Annotated in this window: 18 protein-coding genes; 2 read left to right on the forward strand and 16 right to left on the reverse strand. The window is 72.2% G+C overall.

The annotated features are described in order from the left end of the window. Positions 1 to 12 precede the first annotated feature (12 nt). From PZC42_RS09870 to PZC42_RS09940, 15 genes are all read right to left on the reverse strand, one after another. Complete coding sequence (locus PZC42_RS09870; RefSeq protein ID WP_277210511.1) at positions 13 to 600, reverse strand: Trp biosynthesis-associated membrane protein; 588 nt, start codon at positions 598 to 600, stop codon at positions 13 to 15. Continuing rightward, positions 597 to 2204, reverse strand: coding sequence for an anthranilate synthase component I (locus PZC42_RS09875; protein WP_277210514.1), 1608 nt, complete (start codon positions 2202 to 2204; stop codon positions 597 to 599). Before PZC42_RS09875 ends, PZC42_RS09870 begins: the two co-directional genes overlap by 4 nt. Beyond that, the gene (gene hisI, locus PZC42_RS09880; protein ID WP_277210516.1) at positions 2201 to 2584 is read right to left on the reverse strand and encodes a phosphoribosyl-AMP cyclohydrolase; all 384 of its coding nucleotides are present in this window, start codon (positions 2582 to 2584) and stop codon (positions 2201 to 2203) included. Before hisI ends, PZC42_RS09875 begins: the two co-directional genes overlap by 4 nt. A gap of 43 nt (positions 2585 to 2627) precedes the next feature. Then, positions 2628 to 4433: an ABC transporter ATP-binding protein gene (locus PZC42_RS09885; RefSeq protein ID WP_277210518.1), complete on the reverse strand. Its 1806-nt coding sequence runs from the start codon at positions 4431 to 4433 to the stop codon at positions 2628 to 2630. Next, positions 4430 to 6256, reverse strand: coding sequence for an ABC transporter ATP-binding protein (locus PZC42_RS09890; RefSeq protein ID WP_277210780.1), 1827 nt, complete (start codon positions 6254 to 6256; stop codon positions 4430 to 4432). Before PZC42_RS09890 ends, PZC42_RS09885 begins: the two co-directional genes overlap by 4 nt. A 172-nt stretch (positions 6257 to 6428) precedes the next feature. Then, positions 6429 to 7199: an imidazole glycerol phosphate synthase subunit HisF gene (gene hisF, locus PZC42_RS09895; protein ID WP_277210520.1), complete on the reverse strand. Its 771-nt coding sequence runs from the start codon at positions 7197 to 7199 to the stop codon at positions 6429 to 6431. A 7-nt stretch (positions 7200 to 7206) separates the two neighbouring features. Next, positions 7207 to 8190, reverse strand: coding sequence for an FKBP-type peptidyl-prolyl cis-trans isomerase (locus PZC42_RS09900; protein ID WP_277210522.1), 984 nt, complete (start codon positions 8188 to 8190; stop codon positions 7207 to 7209). Between the two features lie 76 nt (positions 8191 to 8266). Next, the gene (gene pafA / locus PZC42_RS09905; RefSeq protein WP_277210524.1) at positions 8267 to 9628 is read right to left on the reverse strand and encodes a Pup--protein ligase; all 1362 of its coding nucleotides are present in this window, start codon (positions 9626 to 9628) and stop codon (positions 8267 to 8269) included. A gap of 9 nt (positions 9629 to 9637) precedes the next feature. Further along, a complete protein-coding gene (gene prcA, locus PZC42_RS09910; protein ID WP_277210526.1) occupies positions 9638 to 10360 on the reverse strand; it encodes a proteasome subunit alpha in 723 nt (240 codons plus the stop codon). Beyond that, the gene (gene prcB / locus PZC42_RS09915) at positions 10357 to 11202 is read right to left on the reverse strand and encodes a proteasome subunit beta (protein WP_277210527.1); all 846 of its coding nucleotides are present in this window, start codon (positions 11200 to 11202) and stop codon (positions 10357 to 10359) included. The genes prcA and prcB overlap by 4 nt, the downstream gene beginning before the upstream one ends. Positions 11203 to 11208: 6 nt before the next feature. Then, the gene (locus PZC42_RS09920) at positions 11209 to 11406 is read right to left on the reverse strand and encodes a ubiquitin-like protein Pup (RefSeq protein ID WP_277210529.1); all 198 of its coding nucleotides are present in this window, start codon (positions 11404 to 11406) and stop codon (positions 11209 to 11211) included. A 74-nt stretch (positions 11407 to 11480) separates the two neighbouring features. Continuing rightward, the gene (dop, locus tag PZC42_RS09925) at positions 11481 to 13085 is read right to left on the reverse strand and encodes a depupylase/deamidase Dop (RefSeq protein WP_277210782.1); all 1605 of its coding nucleotides are present in this window, start codon (positions 13083 to 13085) and stop codon (positions 11481 to 11483) included. 102 nt (positions 13086 to 13187) lie between these two features. Continuing rightward, the gene (gene arc, locus PZC42_RS09930) at positions 13188 to 14840 is read right to left on the reverse strand and encodes a proteasome ATPase (RefSeq protein WP_277210531.1); all 1653 of its coding nucleotides are present in this window, start codon (positions 14838 to 14840) and stop codon (positions 13188 to 13190) included. A gap of 186 nt (positions 14841 to 15026) precedes the next feature. Then, positions 15027 to 16010, reverse strand: coding sequence for a tRNA (adenine-N1)-methyltransferase (locus PZC42_RS09935; RefSeq protein ID WP_277210533.1), 984 nt, complete (start codon positions 16008 to 16010; stop codon positions 15027 to 15029). A gap of 11 nt (positions 16011 to 16021) precedes the next feature. Then, positions 16022 to 17149 (reverse strand): site-2 protease family protein, encoded by a 1128-nt coding sequence (locus PZC42_RS09940; RefSeq protein ID WP_277210535.1) that lies wholly within the window; start codon positions 17147 to 17149, stop codon positions 16022 to 16024. A 73-nt stretch (positions 17150 to 17222) separates the two neighbouring features. Between PZC42_RS09940 and PZC42_RS09945 the strand changes: the two genes are divergently transcribed. After that, positions 17223 to 18137, forward strand: coding sequence for a RecB family exonuclease (locus PZC42_RS09945; protein ID WP_277210537.1), 915 nt, complete (start codon positions 17223 to 17225; stop codon positions 18135 to 18137). A gap of 31 nt (positions 18138 to 18168) precedes the next feature. Here PZC42_RS09945 and PZC42_RS09950 read toward each other — a convergent pair whose 3' ends face one another. Further along, positions 18169 to 18894, reverse strand: coding sequence for an HAD family hydrolase (locus PZC42_RS09950; RefSeq protein WP_438802943.1), 726 nt, complete (start codon positions 18892 to 18894; stop codon positions 18169 to 18171). A gap of 218 nt (positions 18895 to 19112) precedes the next feature. Between PZC42_RS09950 and PZC42_RS09955 the strand changes: the two genes are divergently transcribed. Further along, positions 19113 to 20000: a PAC2 family protein gene (locus PZC42_RS09955; protein WP_277210539.1), complete on the forward strand. Its 888-nt coding sequence runs from the start codon at positions 19113 to 19115 to the stop codon at positions 19998 to 20000. The last annotated feature ends 46 nt before the right edge of the window (positions 20001 to 20046 follow it).

Here is a 20046-nt window from a genome sequence, read left to right on the forward strand (position 1 = left end):
GCTGGGGCCAGACTACCGGTCGGCGGACGGGTCGGTGCCCCCCGAGAGGGCGTCCCAGTCGGCCTGGGCGTCCGGGGTCTCGTCGGTCCGCGGGCCGGGCAGGACCTGGTCGGCCCCGGCCCGCTCGTGCCGGCCGTCGCCCCTGGACCACGAGCGGAGGCCCAGCACGGCGAGGACGGTCACGACGACCACCGAGATGCCCACGGCGAGCGTCAGCCACGGCCAGACCGTCACCTCGACGGGCGAGGTCAGCGTCGTCACCCCGGCCGCGTCCGCCGCCGCGGAGACCGCGGGCGCCTGCGCGTCACGAAGCACGACGACGGCCCCGAGCGCCACCGTGGCGCCGGCCAGGCCCGCCGCGACGAGAGCGACCCACCGCGCGACCCGACCCGCCAACGTCGCCGCGAGGGCACCGGCCAGCACGACGAAGGCTGCCGCGCTCACCACCGGTGACGCCGTCGTGCCCGGCACCTCGACCGCGACCTCGGGCTCGAGCGCCGTGGCCACGGTGGTACGCAACCACACCGGCGCGGAGACGGCGAAGGCAGCACCGCCGAGCAGCAGCAGGGCCACGACGGCCCGGGACCTCGAACGGATCACCGTGCCTGCTCCGCAGGTGCAGGCGCCAGGTCGACGAAGCGTGCGGCGAGCTGGACGGCCCGGACGGCCGCTGCTGCCTTGTTGCGCGACTCGGCGTACTCCAGGGCGGGTACCGAGTCGGCGACGATCCCGCCACCGGCCTGCACCGAGGCACGTCCGTCCCGCAGGAACGCCGTCCGGATGGCGATGGCCATGTCCATGTTGCCGCCGAAGTCCATGTACCCGCAGGTGCCGCCGTAGATCCCTCGCGAGGCGGGCTCGAGCTCGTCGATCAGGGCGATGGCCCTCGGCTTCGGGGCGCCGGACAGCGTCCCGGCCGGGAACGTGGCCCGCAGGGTGTCGAGCGCGCTCGCCCCCGCACGGAGCCGGCCCACCACGGTGGAGCACAGGTGCATGATGTGGCTGAACCGGCGGGTCGACATGAACTCGACCACCTCGACCGACGTCGGCTCGCAGACCTTGACCAGGTCGTTGCGGGAGAGGTCGACCAGCATGAGGTGCTCGGCCCGCTCCTTGGGGTCGGCGATGAGCTCGTCGGCCAGCGCCACGTCCTCCTCGACGGTGGCGCCGCGCGGCCGCGACCCCGCGATGGGGTACGTCGTCACGTGCCCTGCGTCGACCTTGACCAGCGTCTCCGGGCTGGAGCCCACCACGGCGAAGTCGCGCATGCGGTGGTCGCGGAGCTGGAAGTAGTACATGTACGGGCTGGGGTTGATCGTGCGCAGCGCGCGGTAGACGTCCAACGGCGCCGCCGGGCAGTCGAGGTCGAGGCGCTGCGAGAGCACCACCTGGAAGACCTCGCCCTCGCGGATCGCCTCCTGCCCGGCGCGCACCGCGTCCTCGAACTCGTCACGCGTCGAGCGGAACTCGAGCTCGGGCTCGGCCGCGTCCGGGGCCACCACCGTCCGGACCGCCGGTGCCGCGGCAGCCAGTCGGCGCGCCAGGTCGTCGAGCCGCGCGACCGCGTCCGCGTGCGCCTCGTCGACCCGTTCGTCCGTGCCGTCGCCGTTGATCGCGTTGGCGACGAGCCAGACCGCGCCGGTGTGGTGGTCGATCGCCACCAGGTCCGTCGCCAACGACATCGCGACCTCAGGCACGTCGAGCTCGTCGGGAGCCGTGGCCGGGAGCGTCGGCTCCCAGTGCCGCACGATGTCCCACCCCATCGCCCCGACGAACCCGCCCGTGAGCGGGGGGAGCCCCTCGATCGGCTCGGTCCGCAATGCCTCCAGCGCCGCCCCGAGAACCTCCAGGACGTCACCCTCGCGCGGCACGCCGGTCGGGACGTCGCCGCGCCAGAGGGCCTGACCACCGTCGGAGAGCAGGGTGGCACGTGACTCGACACCGACGAAGGACCACCGCGCCCACGCCCCGCCGGCCTCGGCCGACTCGAGCACGAAGGTGCCCGGGCGCCCCTGAGCGAGCGTGCGGTAGAGCCCCACCGGCGTGACGTCGTCGGCCAGCACCCGCCGGACGACCGGAATCACGCGGCGGTCGCGGGCGAGCTCACGGAAGGACCGCAGTCCCGGCCACGTGGCGCCCCAGGTGAGGTCGTCGGCCGTCGGCGCGGCGGCCCTGGCGGGGGTGGTGGCAGGGGTGGTGGTCACCGGTTCTCCTCGTTCTCGTCGCCGACGACGGCGGGCAGCTCGCCGCCGGCCTCGAAGCAGGTGCGCGAACCGGTGTGGCACGCGGCACCCACCTGGTCGACGCGCACGAGCAGGGCGTCTCCGTCGCAGTCGATCGCGACGGACCTGACGTACTGGTAGTGCCCGGAGGTGTCACCCTTGCGCCAGTACTCAGCGCGGGAACGGCTCCAGAACGTCACCCGCCCCTCCGTGAGGGTGCGGCGGAGCGCCTCGTCGTCCATCCAACCCAGCATCAGCACCTCACCGGTGTCGTGCTGCTGGACGATCGCGGCGACCAGGCCCTGGTCGTCCCGCTTGAGGCGGTCGGCGAGAGCAGGTTCGAGCGAAGTCTGGTTCGGCACCGTTCCATCCTTCCACGCGTGCCGGTGATCCCGTGCGCACGTCTCAGCGGGTCTGGGCGACCCAGCTCGCGTGCATGCGCGCGTAGACCCCGCCTGCGGCGGCCAGCTCGGCGTGCGGACCCACCTCGGCCACGTACCCGTCGTCGACCACGACCACCAGGTCGCTCGCCTCCGCCGTGGACAGCCGGTGCGCGATCGTGATCGTGGACCGGCCGGACGTGAGCGTGTCCAGCGCACGGGCGATCCGCACCTCCGTGGCGGGGTCGACGGCCGACGTCGCCTCGTCGAGCACCAGCAGGTCCGGTGCCGCCAGGTAGGCGCGCGCGACCGCGACGAGCTGCCGCTCGCCGGCCGACAGCGCCTCGCCGCGCTGACCCACGTCGGTGTCCAGGCCGGCCGGCAGGTCCGCGACCCAGTCGGCGAGCCCGAGCGCCTCGAACGCCGCCGCCACGCGCGACCGCACCTCCGGGTCGCCCCCCGGGTCGGCGGGCAGCTCGCGCAACCCGTAGGCCGCGTTGGTCAGGACCGTGCCGTCGAACAGGAACCCCTCCTGCGGGACGAGCACGACCCGTTCCCGCAGGCGCGCCAACGAGATGTCGCGCAGATCTGTACCGTCCAGCTCGACGCGGCCCGCCGTGGGGTCCATGAGGCGCGCGACGAGCTTGGCGATCGTGGTCTTGCCGGACCCGGTCTGCCCGACGACGGCGACCTTGCTGCGCGCCGGAAGCTCGACGTCGATGCCGTGCAGCACCTCGGGTCCGTCAGGGTAGGCGTACCGGACCCCACGGAGCGCCACGTGGGCGTCACCCCGCGGGCTGTCCGCGCCGTCGCGGGCGTCCGCGACGTCGATCGGCGTCTCCACCACGGCGATCACGCGGCGCCAGCCGGCGACGGCGTTCTGCAGCTCGTTGAGGATCTCGGTGGCCATCTGCACAGGTCCGGTGAACAGCTGGACCAGGAAGAGGAAGGCGACGAGCTGGCCCGCGGTGAGGCCGCCGCCGATCCCCAGGTAGGAGCCGACGACCACGACGACCGACAGCACGAGGTTGGCCAGCAGCGTCCCGGAGGAGAACACGACGCCCACCAGCACCTGGGCTCGGCCCTGAGCACGACGGGTCTCCTCGATGGCGCCGTCCACGCGACGACCGGTCCTGGCGGATACCCCGTAGGCGCGCACCGTCTCCGCGCCGACGACGGCCTCCGCGACAGCACCGAGCATGGCGCCCACCTTCTCGCGCACCAGGGTGAACCGGCGTCCCACCGCGCGCTGCGCGAGCCGGAGGACCAGGAACAGCGGGACGAAGCACAACCACACGACGGCGGTCAGCGCCGGAGAGTAGACCGCCATGAGCACGGTGGCCACACCGATCTGCAGCGTGGACACCATGAGCATGATCCCGCCCCACTGGACGAACATCGAGATGGTGTCGACGTCGTTGGTCACCCGTGACACCAGTGCACCGCGGCGCTCGGAGCCTTGCGACAGGGTGGACAGGTCGTGCACGTGACGGAAGGCACGCACCCGCAGGCTGGCCAGACCGGACTCCGTCGACCGGAAGAGCCGGACGTTCACCGCAGCGGTGCACAGTCCCGCCAGCACGATCGCCCCGGCCGCCGCCACGGACATCAGCGCGACGCGTCCCGCATCAGGACCTCCGGCGGCGAGGATGCCCTCGTCGACGGTCTGCTGCACGGCCAACGGTACGACGATGCGCCCGGCCGCGGCCAGGACGGCGAGCGCCAGGGTGATCCACAGGCCCTGGACGATCTGCGGCGAGATCTCGACACCACGTCGCAGGGTCGCGAACACCCCGAGCTCGCTGCTGGACGCGATCCGCGAATCGCTCATCGGGCGGCCTCCTTCTCGTCGTCCTCCCACGGCTCGGAAGCTTCCTCGCCGACGGCACGCTCGTCGGCGAGCTCCCGCTCGCGCCGTGCGGTCTCGACCTCGTAGGCGGTGGCGAGCTCGCGGTACCCCGGGTCCCTGGCGAGCAGCTCGTCGTGCGTGCCGACGTCGACAACACGTCCGCCGTCGAGGTGCACGACGGCGTCGGCCATCGCGACCGAGCTCATGCGGTAGGCGACCATCACGATGGTCACGGGCCGGTCGCCGGTCGGCGTCTCGGTGGCGAGACCGGTGAGGATCTGCTGCTCGACACGGGGGTCGACGGCGCTCGTGGCGTCGTCGAGCACGAGCAGCCGGGGTTGGCGCACGAGCGCACGGGCGATCGCCAGGCGTTGTCGCTGCCCACCGGAGAGGTTCGCACCGCGCTCCCCGAGCGGGGCGTCGAGCCCGTCCGGCAGGGCTCGGATGACGTCGTCGACGCGTGCCAGCCGCAGCGCCTGCCAGACGGCGTCGTCGATCTCGGCGGAGACCTCGTCGGCGAGCGTGACGTTGGCCCGCACCGTGTCCTCGAAGATGAACGTCTGCTGGGACACGAACGCGACCTGGGCGGGGATCTCGCCGTCGGCGAGATCACGCAGGTCGATGCCGTCGAGCAGCACCTCGCCGCGCGTGGGGTCGCTCAAGCGGCTCAGCAGGGACACGAGCGTGGTCTTGCCGGCGCCGGTGGGCCCGACCACGGCGACGGTCGATCCCGGCGCGACGTCGAGGCGCACGGCGTCGAGCAGCGTGGCGGTGCGGCCCGCCGACGGCACGTCGACGCCGACATCCACCATCCGCACGGCCAGGCCGGCCTCTCCGGTGGGCAGCTCGCGGCTCCCCGTCGCCATCTCGCCCCGGGCGTCCAGCACCCGCGAGATGCGCTCGTAGCCGACCAGTGCGCGCGGGATCTCACCGAGCACCCAGCCGAAGGCGCGCACGGGAACGGCCATCATGGTCAGCAGGTAGCTCGCGGTGACGACGTCGCCGACGTCGACCGCCCCGGTGGCGGCACGCCAGGTGCCGACACCCAGCACGAGCAGCGTCCCGAGGTTGGGAAGCAGCTCGATGACGGGGTCGAAGACCGCACGGATCTGACCCGCCCGGACGTTGGCGGCGCGCAGCTCGTCGGCGCGCCGCGCGAACCGGGCCTCCTCGCGGTCGGCGGTGCCCAGGGACTTGACCAGCAGCGCTGCCTCGAAGGACTCGTGGGCGACGTCGGCCACCTCGGCGCGCAGCTGCTGGGCGCGCGTGACGGCGGGCGACATGTACTTCTGGAAGACGACGTTCGCCGCGACGGCCGCGGGGATGACCACCAGTGCCGCCGTCGCCAGCCAGGGGTCGATGGCGAAGAGCATGCCGGCGGCCACACCGATCATGACCACCACACCGAGCGCGAACGGCAGCGGGTTGAACACGCCGGTGGCAGCCTCGACGTCCGCGCTGGCGTTGCTCAGCAGCTGCCCGGTGGGGTGCGCACGGTGCCACGTCATGGGCAGGCGCAGGTACTGCCTCGTCACGCCCCGCCGATGCCCGGCCTGGATGCCGACGACTCCCCACCCCGCCCAGATGCGCCGGCCCGCCACCGAGAGCGCCAGTGTCACCGCGACGGCGGCCAGCACACCGCCCGCGAGCCAGATGTCGCCCCGAGCGGACTCGTCACCGGCGATCGCCGGGATGACGACGGCGTCCGTCGCCCATCCGACCGCCCGGCTGACCGCCACGGTGGCGGCGCCGAAGACTGCCGAAGCGACGACGGCCAGGAGGTAGAGACGGGGCTCGCTGCGCATGCCGCGCCAGACGAGCTGGACGCCGCGGCGCAGCCGTGACCCCGTCAGGGCCGCCGGGCGGGCGGATTCGAGCACGGTAAGACCTCACAGTCCGTCGGGATCGAATCGATCCTATCCCCGGGACGACCGCAAATCGTTGCCTAGGCGGATCGCGTGCCGGGCCGAGGTCTGCTCAGCGGACGGCGATGCCCGCCTCACGCATCGCCGACTTGACCTGGGCGATCGACAGCGCGCCGAAATGGAAGACGCTCGCCGCGAGCACCGCGTCCGCCCCTGCCTGCGCGGCGGCGACGAAGTGCTCCGGGGTGCCGGCGCCCCCCGAGGCGATGAGCGGGACCGACACCCGTCGACGCACCGCTGCGAGCATCTCGAGGTCGAAGCCCGCGGTCGTACCGTCGGCGTCCATCGAGTTGAGCAGGATCTCACCCGCCCCGAGGCCGGCGGCACGCTCGGCCCACTCGACCGCGTCGATCCCGGTGCCCCGTCGGCCCCCGTGGGTGGTGACCTCGTAGCCCGACGCGGTGGTGGTCCCGCCGGTCACCCGGCGGGCATCGACGGACAGTGTCAGCACCTGGTTGCCGAACCGTTCCGCGATCTCCGCGACCAGCTCGGGACGCGCGATCGCCGCAGTGTTCACCCCGACCTTGTCCGCTCCGGCCCGCAACAACCGGTCCACGTCGTCAGTGGTACGCACCCCGCCGCCGACGGTCAGCGGCACGAAGACCTGGTCCGCGGTGCGCCGCACCACGTCGACCATGGTCTCCCGCCCGGCCGAGGACGCCGAGACGTCCAGGAACGTCACCTCGTCCGCTCCCTCGGCGTCGTACTTGTCTGCGAGCTCGACCGGGTCGCCGGCGTCGCGCAGGTTCGTGAAGTTCACGCCCTTGACGACGCGACCGGCGTCGACGTCCAAGCACGGGATCACCCGTACGGCCACGGTCATGTGCTGGTCACCCTTCAGTGTTCTGGTCCTCGGTCGCCTCGGCGTCCCCGGCCGTCCCCTCCGGCGCATCGGCGTCGGGAGCCTCCTCGGTGACCTGGTATCTCGCGTCGAGGATGTCGACGACATAGACCAGCGTCTCCCCGGCGAGCTCGCTCCCGGTGCCACCGTATCCGAGCTGCGGCGGGACGACGAGCATGACCTGCGAGCCGACCGCCTGCTCCAGCAGGCCCTGGTCCCAGCCCTCGACGAGCCGGCCGATGCCGATCGTCGCCGACTGCGGAGCGACCCCGGGCGCCCAGCTCGAGTCCACGACCGACCCGTCGCTCCAGCGCACCGCGACGTAACGGACGGTCACCACCTGCCCGATGTCGACCTGCGGCCCCGACCCGCGCACCAGCGGCTGCACGACGAGCTCACCCGGCGGATCGGTGTCGGGGACCCTGACGGACGGCGTGCCGTCCGGGTCACGCAGCACCTGCGGCTGCCCGTCCTGCGTCTCCACGGCGGTTCCCGAGGCCCGGGTGGGCAGCACGTCCACCACGAGCACCACCGGGACGTCACCGTCCTGCTCGACCACGAGAACCCGCGCCCCGACCCGCTTGCCCCGCAGCGACTCGTACAGGTTCTGCCCCAGGGACCGGGCGTCGAAGGTATACCAGGCCGGGGCGTCGAGATAGGTCGACGAGATGACGCTGCCGTCGCGGCCGTCCTCGGCGTACATGTGCAGCAGCACCGGGCCCCCGTCCTCCAACGGGTCGCCGGAGCCGGGCCGCAGCGTGCGCGAGCCCGACCGGACCACCTGATAGGGCTGCGGGTAGTCCACGACCGGCGGCTCACCCTCGGGGCCGGTCACCTCGACCGGGGCCTGCGAGGGCTCCGACGAGGGAGACAGCTCCTCGGTCAGGGGTGTCGAGCAGCCGGCCAGCGCAAGCACGACGGCGGTCCCAGCACCGACGAGGGCGGTGGACAGGCGGGACGGTCGGGACAGCACCGGGACAGTCTGCCACGGCGACCCGGTCCGTCCGTCTGGCTTCACGCCATGGTCACGGGCTGCTCGAGAGGCCCTCTCACATGGACTCGATGAGCCGTTCGACCCGCTCGTCGACGTTGCGGAACGGGTCCTTGCACAGCACGGTGCGCTGCGCCTGGTCGTTGAGCTTCAGGTGGACCCAGTCGACCGTGTAGTCGCGCCTGGCCTCCTGCGCGGCACGCACGAAGTCGCCCCGCAGCTTCGCCCGGGTCGTCTGCGGCGGCACCGCGGTCGACTCGAACACCTCGAGATCCGTGACCACGCGATCGACCATCCCTCGCGCCGCGAGCAGGTTGTACAGGCCCTCGGTGCGCGAGATGTCGTGGTAGGCGAGGTCGAGCCGAGCGATCCGCGGGTCGTCGAGCGTGAGGTCGTGCTTGACCTGGTACCGCTCGATGAGCCGCTTCTTGATGACCCAGTCGAGCTCACGCTCCACCAGTCTCAGGTCGCCCGACTCCAGCGCCCGCAGCCCACGCTCCCACAGCTCGAGCACCTGCTTGACCTGCGGGGTCAGCTCGAGGTGGGTCTCCACGTGCTCACGCACCCGCTGGTAGTACTCGCCCTGGAGATCGACCGCGGTGGCCGAACGGCCGTTCGCCAGCTGGACAGGCTGCAGCCCCGACGAGTCGTGGCTGATCTCGCGGATGGCCCGGATGGGGTTCTCGAGCGTGAGGTCACGCACCGGTACGCCGGCCTCGACCAGCCGCAGCACGAGGTCGGTGGCCCCGACCTTCAGCATCGTCGTCGTCTCCGACATCGACGAGTCGCCGACGATCACGTGCAGCCTGCGGTAGTGCTCGGCGTCCGCGTGCGGCTCGTCCCGGGTGTTGATGATCGGGCGTGAGCGGGTCGTCGCGCTGGAGACCGCCTCCCAGATGTGGTCGGCACGCTGGGACAGGCAGTACGTGGCACCGCGCGGGGTGGCGAGCACCTTTCCCGCCCCGGTGAGCACCTGCCGGGTGATGAGGAACGGCACCAGCACGTCGCTCAGGCGCGAGAAGTCGCCCTGGCGTCGCACGAGGTAGTTCTCGTGGCAGCCGTACGAGTTGCCGGCGGAGTCGGTGTTGTTCTTGAACAGGTGCACCTTGCCGGGCAGCCCCTCGTGCTCGAGGCGCTGCTGGGCGTCGGCGACGAGCCCCTCCAGGATGCGCTCTCCCCCGCGGTCGTAGGCGACGAGCTGACGCACGTCGTCGCACTCCGCCGTCGCGTACTCGGGGTGGGACCCGACGTCGAGGTACAGGCGCGACCCGTTGCGCAGGAACACGTTGGACGACCGACCCCACGCCACGACCTTGCGGAAGAGATAGCGAGCCACCTCGTCCGCACTCAGGCCACGCCCGTCGTCTGCCGCGCACGTGACGCCGTACTCGGTCTCCAGGCCGAAGATCCGTCGCTCCATGGTGCCCCCTCAGTCCTCGCCGTCGGCCAGCAGGTCGGCCAGCACAGCACCGTGCAGGCGTCGGAAGGCTCGCCGGGGCCGGTCGCGTTCCAGCACCGCGACCTCGAGCCCGGCGGCATCGATGGACCGCTCCGCCCCGTCCGCCGCGACCGACCCGTCCGCGGTCACCGCGCCGAGCGTGCGCACCGCGAGACGGAGCACCTCACCGAGCTCCATGTCCTCGTGCCACGCCTCGCGCAGACGCGCGGTGAGCTGCTCGGCCTGGCCGCCCATGACGACGAACCCGTGCTCGTCCGCGACCGAACCGTCGTACGACAGCCGGTAGATCTGGTCGCGCGCCGTGGAGGCACCGACCTCGGCCACGACGAGCTCGACCTCCAGCGGCTTCGACTCGGTCGTGAAGACGGTCCCGAGGGTCTGGGCGTAGGCGTTCGCGAGGCCCCGTGCCGTCACGTCCGCACGGTCGTAGGAGTAGCCGCGCAGGTCCGCGTACCGCACACCGGCAACCCGGAGGTTCTCGAACTCGTTGTACTTGCCGACCGCCGCGAAGGCGATGCGGTCGTAGATCTCCGAGATCTTGTGCAGTGCGCGAGACGGGTTCTCGGTCGCGAAGGCGATACCGCCCGCGTAGGCGAGCACGACGACGGAGCGGCCCCGGCCGATCCCCTTGCGCGCGAAGTCCGCGCGATCCTTCATCAGCTGCTCGGGCGAGACGTAGAACGGCATGCTCATGCGCGCCGGCTCCCTTCGCTGCGCTCGGCGACGATCCGACCGACGATCGCCGCGAGATCGTCGTCTGCGACCCTGCGGTAGCCGTCCGCGGTCACCGTGGCCACCACGGGCCAGATCTTGCGGACCGTGTCCGGCCCGCCGGTCGCGCTGTCGTCGTCGGCTGCGTCGAAGAGTGCCTCCACAGCGACGGCGACGGCACCCTCGGAGTCCAGGCCCGTGCGCCACAGCTTCTTCAGGGCGCCGCGGGCGAACACCGAGCCGGAACCCACCGAGTGGTGCTCCCGCTCCTCGTACCGGCCACCGGTGACGTCGAAGCTGAAGATGCGCCCGGACTCCCGTTCCCGGTCGTAGCCACCGAAGAGCGGCACGACGGCCAGTCCTTGGAGAGCCATCGGCAGGTTGCCGCGGATCATGGTCGCCAGACGGTTCGCCTTGCCGTCCAACGACAGCAACGACCCCTCGATCTTCTCGTAGTGCTCGAGCTCGAGCTGGAACAACCGCACGAGCTCGACCGCGATGCCGGCCGACCCGGCGATCCCCACCGCGGAGTACTCGTCGGCCGGGAAGACCTTCTCGATCTCCCGGCTCGCGATCATGTTGCCCATCGTGGCCCGGCGGTCACCTGCCAGCACCACACCCCGGCCGCCGTCCTGGGTGCCGAAGGTCAGCGCGACGATCGTCGTGGCGTGCGGCGCGAGATCCGTCGTCGGCAGGGTGCCGGGGGTCGAACGGTTGCCCGGCAGCAGCTCCGGTGCGTGCGCCGCCAGGAAGTCCACGAACGAGCTCGACCCAGGACGCAGGAAGGCGTCCGGAAGCCGGCCCGAGGAATCAGCAGGAGTCATCGGCACTCACTGGCCGCCCTTCTGCACGAAACCGCGCACGAACGACTCGGCGTTCGACTCGAGGACCTCGTCGATCTCCTCCAGCAGCGAGTCGACCTCCGCGTCACGCTCCGAGGTCTGCGGCGCCGCCGGTTCGGGTGCCTCCGCGTCGTCGTCGGGCGTCCGGTCGTCACGCTGCGGGTTGATGCGTTCCTGGCCAGCCATGGTCCGCCTCCTTCGTCGTTCCTGCGAGGTGTGGTCAGCCTATGCCGTGACGGGGACCGCGCGCGCCGCGCGGCTCACGTGTCGCCCCGCAGCCCTTCCAGCAGCGTCGCAGCATCAGGGCTCGCGTCCAGCAACGCCCCGATGTGCGACGCCGTCCCCCGCAAGGGATCCAGCATCGGCACCCGCTGCAGGGACGCGGCGCCCGGTACGTCGAAGATCACCGAGTCCCAGCTCGCCGCGGAGATCTCGTCCGGGTAGCGCTCCATGACCTCGCCACGGAACCAGGCCCGGGTGTCCGACGGCGGGTGGTGCACGGCACGTGCCACCTCCTCCTCGGTGACCAACCGTTCGACGGCGTCCGCCGCGACCAACCGGTGGTAGATGCCGCGCTCGGGTCGCACGTCGGACCACTGCAGGTCCATGGCGTGCAGCCGCGGGTGGTCCCACGCGAGGCCGTCGCGGGTGCGCAGACGGTCCAGGAGCCGGAGCTTGGCCACCCACTCGACCTCTCGTGCGCAGCTGGTCGGGTCCGCGCCCAGCCGCCCCACGACGGAGCGCCAGCGGGCGACCACCTCCTCGGAGCCCGCGTCCGAGCCGAGCGCGGCCAGCGACCGGGCCACCACGTCGGCGTACCGCTCCTGGATCTCCAGGGCGGTCGCCGTCGTGCCGTCGGCGAGCTCGAGCGGTGCGGACAGGCCGAGATCTCGCGAGACGCGGCGCACGTCGCCCACAGGGTCGGCGAGGCGCAGCGCCGCGAGGTCCCCCCGGACCTGCGCACCGGCGTCGGCGAGCTCCTCCAGGTGCTCCACCACCCACAGCACCAACGACGTCGTGCCGAGCTTGAGGTAGGTGGCGACCTCGAGATGGTTGGCGTCGCCGAGGATCAGGTGCAGCCGGCGCCACCGCGTGCGGTCGGCGTGCGGCTCGTCACGGGTGTTGACGATGGGGCGCCGCAGCGTCGTCTCGAGCCCGACCTCCGCCTCCATGTAGTCGGCGCGCTGGGAGAGCTGGAACCCGGGCTCCTCGCCCGACTGGCCGAGACCGACCCGGCCGGAACCGGTGAACACCTGCCTGGTCACCAGGAACGGCGTCAGCAGCTCGACGAGGGTGCCGAACCCCAGATGCCGGTCGACGAGGTAGTTCTCGTGGGTGCCGTAGCTGGCGCCCTTGCCGTCGACGTTGTTCTTGTACAGCGCGACCTCGGACCCCGGTACCTGGGCGAGGCGTCGGGCCGCGGCAAGCATCACCCGCTCCCCCGCGACGTCCCACAGGACGGCGTCGCGGGGGTTGGTGACCTCCGGCGAGGAGTACTCCGGGTGGGCGTGGTCGACGTAGAGGCGCGCGCCGTTCGTCAGGATGCAGTTCGCCGCGCTCGGGTCGTCGTACTCCTCGGACTCGGGGCGCTCCAGACGCTCGGTGCCTGAGGTCGGCCCGGACGGCGCCGGCGCCTCGGGGTCGTCCGTGAGCAAGGAGGGGTGGGCCGAGGCTCGCTGCAGGTGGAAGCCCCGGGCGTCCGCGAGAGGGTCCTCGTCGTCGTAGTCCCAGCGCGCCGGCGGGTGGCCAGGACGACCGTCCTGCACCGACGCCCGGTAGGTGGTGACCACCTGGGAGCTCATGAGCATCGGGTTCGCCATCGGGCGTCCCGGCGCCAGCACCCCGTACTCGGTCTCGATACCCATCACGCGTCGCACCGTCACACGACCCACCCTAGGCGTCCGTACCCCCACGATGCTCTCCCGTCCACCGACGCCCGCCCGGCGTCTGCGCAGGCGGGCGTGGCGTCAGAGGTACTGACCGGTCGAGCTCACCGTGTCGATCGTGCGCGGCGTCCCGCTCTCGCCCTTCTTCGAGACGATCGTGCGGATGAAGACGATGCGCTCGCCCTTCTTGCCGCTGATGCGCGCCCAGTCGTCCGGGTTCGTGGTGTTGGGCAGGTCCTCGTTCTCGTGGAACTCGTCCACGCACGCCGACAGCAGGTGCTCGACCCGGATGCCGCGGCTGCCCGTGGCCAGCAGGTCCTTGATCGCGGACTTCTTCGCGCGGTCGACGACGTTCTCGATCATCGCGCCGGAGTTGAAGTCCTTGAAGTACAGCGTCTCCTTGTCCCCGCTGGCGTACGTCACCTCGAGGAACTGGTTGTCCTCGTCCTCGGCGTACATCCGCTCCACCACCGAGCGGATCATCGCCTCGACAGCCTCTCTCCGGTCGCCACCGTGCTCGGCGATGTCGTCGTCGTTGATCGGCAGGTCCGCCGTGAGGTACTTGCCGAAGATCTCCGTGGCGCCCTCGGCGTCGGGCCGCTCGATCTTGATCTTCACGTCGAGCCGGCCGGGACGCAGGATGGCTGGATCGATCATGTCCTCGCGGTTCGAGGCACCGATCACGATGACGTTGTCCAGCCGCTCGACGCCGTCGATCTCGGCCAGCAGCTGCGGCACGATCGTGGTCTCTACGTCGGACGACAGACCGGTCCCGCGCGTGCGGAACAGCGACTCCATCTCGTCGAAGAACACCACGACGGGCATGCCCTGCGTGGCCTTCTCCCGGGCGCGGGCGAAGATCAGCCGGATGTGCCGCTCGGTCTCGCCGACGTACTTGTTGAGCAGCTCCGGACCCTTGACGTTGAGGAAGAAGCTCTTGGCGGTCGGGTCCCCGCCTCGCTCGTCCGCCACCATCTTCGCCAGCGATGCCGCCACCGCCTTGGCGATGAGGGTCTTGCCACAGCCGGGCGGGCCGTACAGCAGCACACCCTTGGGCGGGCGCAGGCCGTGCTCCCGGTAGAGGTCCGGGTGGGAGAACGGCAGCTCCACCGCGTCCCGGATCTGCTCGATCTGCGGGCCGAGCCCACCGATGTCCTCGTACGCGATGTCCGGGACCTCCTCGAGGACGAGCTCCTCGACCTCGGACTTGGGGATCACCTCGAACACGAACCCGCTGCGCATGTCGACGGTCAGCGCGTCGCCCACCCGTAGAGGAGCGCCCAGGACGGAGCCGGCGAGGCGCACGACCCGCTCCTCGTCGGCTCGCCCGACGACCAGGACCCGCTCCGGGTCGAGGACCTCCTTGATCGTCACCAGCTCGCCGATGCGCTCGAACCCGCCGGCGGCGACCACGGTCATGGCCTCGTTCAGCTTGACCTCCTGGCCCGGTGCCAGCGTCTTGAGGTCCAGTCCCGGGCTCGCCTGCACGTGCATCTTGCGGCCGGACGACATGACGTCGACCGATCCGTCGTCGTGCGCGGCGAGGAAGATGGCGTAGGTGCCGGGCGGCTTGGCCAGGTCGTCGATCTGACTCTTCAGCTCGAGGATCTGCTCGCGCGCCGCGCGCAGCGCCTCGGCGAGCCGCTCGTTCTTCGCCGCGAGCAGCGCGAGCTGCGTCTCACGGCCCGACGGCGCGGGCTGGTTCGACTCCGGGCGGACAGGGTGTTCAGTCATCGCGTCCCCTCTCGTGCGGCACGGGCGGCGACCTCCACCGGCGAGGAGGTACCCCCGAGACACAGCACACTAAGGGTCAACACCCTGATCGTGTCGGTCATTTCACGGACCGGTCGCGGTACTTCACACGATCCAGACCTCGCCGTGACCCCCCTGTGACATGTGACGGCGCCGTCGCCGGCCGTCTCACTCCTCGGGAGCCTGCCCGACCTCGCGCCGGACACGCCGGACCTTCTTGTCGGAGACGGGGCGCTCGCCGAGGTCGGACTCGGTCCACTCGGCGTCGGTCGTGCCCGGGTACGCCCCCTTGGCCGGGCGCCGCTTGCGCTCGGGGGGCGCGACGCCGTCGGCGAGGCGCCGCGCAGTGATGAGGAAGCCGGTGTGACCGATCATCCGGTGCTGCGGGCGCACGGCGAGGCCCTCGAGGTGCCAGCCCCGCACCATGGACTCCCACGCCGTCGGCTCGGCGAACCGGCCGTCGGCCCGCAGGTCCTCCGCGGTCCGCGACAGCTGGGTGGCGGTGGCGACGTAGCACACGAGCACGCCGCCGGGGACGAGCGCCCTCGCGACCGCGTCGACGTTCTCCCACGGGGCCAGCATGTCGAGCACCACCCGGTCGACGGTGCCCGGCTCGACCACGTCGGCGACCCGGTCGGCGAGGTCACCGACGTGCAGGTGCCAGGCCGGATGCTCCTGGCCGAAGAAGCTCTCGACGTTGCCGCGGGCGATCGCGGCGAAGTCCTCGCGTCGTTCGATCGAGTGCAGCTCACCGGCGTCGCCGACGGCACGCAGCAGCGAGAGAGTCAGCGCGCCCGAGCCGACCCCGGCCTCGACCACCCGCGCGCCCGGGAAGATGTCGGCCATCTGGACGATCTGCCCGGCGTCCTTCGGGTAGACGACGGCGGCGCCACGGGGCATCGAGAGCACGTAGTCGCTGAGCAGCGGTCGCAGCGCCAGGTACTCGATGCCGGCGGTGTTGGTCACCACCCAGCCCTCGGGCCGGCCGATGAGGTCCTCGTGGCGGAAGTAACCCTTGTGGGTGTGGAACGTCGCCCCTTCGGCGAGGGTGATCGTGTGCATCCGACCCTTGGGGTCGGTGAGCTGGACCTTGTCGCCGACGCGCAGCGGTCCGCGCCGCTCGTCGGCGCCGGTGGCGGCAGAAGAAGTCACGAGCGACGAGTCTACTGACCGCCCGGAGCACGCACCGCCGCGGCGACGCGGGCGACGTCGAGCACGCCGGTGACCCGGACGCCGTCGAGGACGGGCACCACACGCGACCCGCCCGACGACCTGGCCAGGTGCTGGAGCAGCTCCGGGCCGCCGTCGTCGGCCGCGACCGCCGAACCGGGCGCGAACGGCACGACGACGGCCTCCACCGGGGTGGTGCCGAGCTGGTCGGGGGGTATCGCGGCGGACGCGCGGGGATCCACCCAGCCGACGGGCGTGTGCCCGTCGACGACCACGACGACGACCCCGCCCCGGCCGGCGGCCGCCGTGCCGACGTCTGTGACGCTGGACCCTGCCGGGACGACGACGGCGGGTGTCGCCAGCGACCGGACGGTGAGACCCTCGAGCCGCTCGCGACGACGGCCGGTCCGCATGGCCTCGGTCGCCCCTGACCAGAGGAAAGCCCCGATGAGCGCCGCCCACATGACGGTGATCCAGGACGGCTGGCGCCCGCCGACCAACGGCCACAGCAGCGCCCCGGCGACGACGCCCACGCCGACAGTGCGGCCGACCCAGCCGGCGGCGACGGTGCCGCGGGTGCGCGAGCCGGTCGCCGCCCAGATGGCGGACTCGAGCACCTGGCCGCCGTCGAGCGGGAGGCCCGGCAGGAGGTTGAAGACCCCGACGAACGCGTTGGAGAAGGCACCGGCGTACAGCAGCAGGGCCGGGATCGAGGCGGTCGTCTGCGCCTGGAAGCCGAACCAGAAGGCGACCGCGAGCGCGAGGTTGGTCAGGGGCCCGACGATGGCGACGAGGGCGGTGTCGGCGGGCCGGTGCGCACCGCCGGAGTACGCCGTGTGGCCGCCCCAGAGCGTCAGGGCGAGCTCGTCCACGCGGTGCCCGCGGGACCGCGCGACCAGCGCGTGCGCGACCTCGTGGCAGAAGACGGAGCCGAACAGCAGCAGCACGAACGCGAACGACACGACGAGCACGCCGGGCGTGTCCATGCCAGGGGCGAACGAGCGGACGGTCGGGGCGAACAGGACGGTCAGGACGACGGCGGCGAGGAACCACGACGGCGTCACGAGCACGGGCGCGCCGGCGACGCGGCCGATCCGCCAGCCGGAGGAACGGGAAGGCACCGGCCCAGGCTATCGGTGCGGGCCTGTGGACGGCGCGGGCTCGGTGTGGGCGGCCCGCCGTAGGGTGGCGAGCATGACGACGACGGCGGACCCCACCCCGGATCTCACGCCGGACCCCGTGGCCTCCCCCGCGGACCTGGCGGTCGAGTCCCCCCGTCGACCGCCGGCGCTCTCCCCGTCCCGAGCGGGCGACTTCATGCAGTGCCCCCTGCTGTTCCGCTTCCGCACGGTCGACCGCCTGCCAGAGCCGCCGTCGTCGGCCGCGGCACGCGGCACGCTGGTGCACTCGGTGCTCGAGCGGTTGTACGACGCCCCGCTGGGCGACCGCACCCGCGAGGCTGCCCTCGACCTGCTCCCGGGCGAGTGGGACCGGCTGGTCGAGGCCGAGCCGCGCTACTCCCAGCTCTTCGTCCCGGGCGGTGACGCCGCGGGGCAACCCCTCGAGTCGTGGCTCGAGGGGGCGGGGCGTCTGCTCGGGACCTACTTCACCCTCGAGGACCCGAACCGGCTCGAGCCGGAGGCCCGGGAGCTGTACGTCGAGAGCCAGCTCGACGGCGGCCCGCTGCTGCGCGGCATCGTGGACCGGCTCGACGTGGCGCCGGACGGCGCGATCCGCGTCGTCGACTACAAGACGGGCAGGTCGCCGCGCCCGGGGTTCGAGAACAAGGCGCTGTTCCAGATGCGCTTCTACGGGCTGGTCGTCTGGCGCGAGCGCGGGGTGCTGCCGAAGATGCTGCAGCTCGTGTACCTGGGGGACGGCCAGGTACTGCGCGCAGAGCCCCGCGAGCGTGAGCTCGAGGTGACCGAGACCAAGATCCGCGGCGTGTGGGACGCGATCACGGCGGCAGCACACCGCGGCGAGTTCGCCGCCCGGCCCAGCAAGCTGTGCGGCTGGTGCGCCCACCAGGACATCTGCCCCGAGTTCGGCGGCACTCCCCCGCCGATCCCGGAGGGAGCGCTGCGCGAGCGGCTCGGCCTCGACGTCTGACCCGGGTCCGGCCGGAGCCGGGTCGGCGCGCTCAGACCAGGTCGAGGACGTCCCCGGCAGCCAGGCGGCGCAAGAGCTCCAGGTCGACGTCGGCCAGGGTCCTGGCCCGGCTCAGCCCGGCGCGCGGCTCGACCGGCAGCACGGCCTCGACGCCGAGCGTGCGGGCGCCCGCCGCGAGCGCCGACGAGATGCCCGCCGGGGAGTCCTCGATCGCGACGCAGTCCTCGGCGGCGACGCCGAGCCGCCGAGCCGCCACGAGGTAGGGCTCCGGGTCGGGCTTGCCCCGCTCGACCTGGTCACCGGTGACGAGGACGGCGAAGGCGCCCGGCACGTGCGCGGTGACGGCCTCGGCCAGGACTGCGTAGCTCATGGTGACCAGGGCGCAGCGCACACCGGCCCCGCCGAGCATGTCGAGGAGGTCGCGGGCGCCGGGCCGCCACGGCACGTCGTCACGCACCTGGGCCGTCACCCTGGTCAGCAGCCGCTCCACGATCTCGGGCACCGGCAGATCCACCCCAGCGTCCCTCAGCACGCCGGCGGACACCTCGAGGGGGTTGCCCACGAGCTGCAGCGCCTGGTCGTGCGTCCAGGTGCCACCGTGCTCGGCGACGAGCTCGTGCTCGGCGGCGATCCAGTACGGCTCGGTGTCGACGAGGGTGCCGTCCATGTCCCACAGGACGGCGTCGGGCAGGGGCAGCCCGGCCGCCGGCTGGTCGGCGACCTGACCGGCGGAGACGTGCTCGGAACGAGAGGACAAGCGTGAGCTCCATCGATAGTCGTGAAACCTGCTGTGCGACAACCGACCCTATCCGCCTGCGGCGCATCGAACGGCGCGGACAGGGCCCCACGGCGATGTGGTGCTGGACGTGCGTGGCCACCAGGCCCTCACGCAGGCCCCCTCCGACACCGGCTCCGTCACTGACCTCACCCTGTCCGGCACCGTGGCACCGGCCGCCGGCTGTATAGGCTTGCCGGATGAGCACCGAGCAGCCGGTCGGCCGCCACGCCGCACGTCAGACCGTCATGATCGCTGCCTTCGAGGGCTGGAACGACGCCGGCAGCGCAGCGACCGGTGCCCTGGAGCACCTCGCCGAGGTGTGGGAATCCTCACTGCTGCGCGAGCTCGACCCGGAGGAATATCACGACTTCCAGGTGAACCGCCCCGTCGTGACGACCGCACCGGACGGGCAGCGGCACGTCGTCTGGCCCACGACGACGGTCTCCGTCGCCGAGCTGCCGGACCGGCAGGTCGTCATCGTGCACGGCATCGAGCCGTCGTTCCGCTGGAAGTCGTACTGCCGCGAGCTGCTGGACATCGCCGAGGAGCTCGACGTGCAGACGGTCGTCACCCTGGGCGCACTGCTCGCGGACGTCCCGCACACCCGCCCTATCCCTCTCACGGCGACCACGGAGAGCCCCGGTCTGCAGGCGGTGCTCGATGTCGAGCCGAGCACGTACGAGGGCCCGACGGGCATCGTCGGCGTCCTGCAGCACGAGGCCGCCGCACGTGGCTTCCAGTCGGTCTCCCTCTGGGCGGCCGTGCCGCACTACGTGGCGAACCCCCCGTCGCCGAAGGCGACGCTGGCCATCCTCGCCCGGGTCGAGGAGCTGCTGGCCGCCTCCGTCCCGCTCGGCGAGCTGCCCGAGGACGCCGAGGCATGGCAGCACGGGGTCGACGAGCTCGCGAGCGAGGACGCGGAGATCTCGGAGTACGTCCAGCAGCTAGAGGAGGCCAAGGACACCGCCGAGCTCCCCGAGGCCTCGGGCGACGCCATCGCGAGGGAGTTCGAGCGGTACCTCCGCCGTCGCGACCACGGCCCCGGCCGGGGCGGTCCCGGCCGGGGAAGCCCGGACAAGGGCTGACCTCGCCGGTACCGTCGCCGGACGGCGAGCGACGCCGTCAGGCCGG

Origin of the sequence: Isoptericola croceus (assembly GCF_029382255.1) — a bacterium.
Lineage (GTDB): Bacteria > Actinomycetota > Actinomycetes > Actinomycetales > Cellulomonadaceae > Isoptericola > Isoptericola croceus.

Excerpts from the sequence above, each read along its gene's own strand:
- PZC42_RS09885 (WP_277210518.1), bottom strand. The coding sequence starts at position 4,433 with ATGAGCGATTCGCGGATCGCGTCCAGCAGCGAGCTCGGGGTGTTCGCG.
- PZC42_RS09890 (WP_277210780.1), bottom strand. The coding sequence starts at position 6,256 with ATGCGCAGCGAGCCCCGTCTCTACCTCCTGGCCGTCGTCGCTTCGGCA.
- hisF (WP_277210520.1), bottom strand. The coding sequence starts at position 7,199 with ATGACCGTGGCCGTACGGGTGATCCCGTGCTTGGACGTCGACGCCGGT.
- pafA (WP_277210524.1), bottom strand. The coding sequence starts at position 9,628 with ATGGAGCGACGGATCTTCGGCCTGGAGACCGAGTACGGCGTCACGTGC.
- prcA (WP_277210526.1), bottom strand. The coding sequence starts at position 10,360 with ATGAGCATGCCGTTCTACGTCTCGCCCGAGCAGCTGATGAAGGATCGC.
- prcB (WP_277210527.1), bottom strand. The coding sequence starts at position 11,202 with ATGACTCCTGCTGATTCCTCGGGCCGGCTTCCGGACGCCTTCCTGCGT.
- PZC42_RS09920 (WP_277210529.1), bottom strand. The coding sequence starts at position 11,406 with ATGGCTGGCCAGGAACGCATCAACCCGCAGCGTGACGACCGGACGCCC.
- dop (WP_277210782.1), bottom strand. The coding sequence starts at position 13,085 with ATGGGTATCGAGACCGAGTACGGGGTGCTGGCGCCGGGACGCCCGATG.
- arc (WP_277210531.1), bottom strand. The coding sequence starts at position 14,840 with ATGACTGAACACCCTGTCCGCCCGGAGTCGAACCAGCCCGCGCCGTCG.
- PZC42_RS09945 (WP_277210537.1), top strand. The coding sequence starts at position 17,223 with ATGACGACGACGGCGGACCCCACCCCGGATCTCACGCCGGACCCCGTG.
- PZC42_RS09955 (WP_277210539.1), top strand. The coding sequence starts at position 19,113 with ATGAGCACCGAGCAGCCGGTCGGCCGCCACGCCGCACGTCAGACCGTC.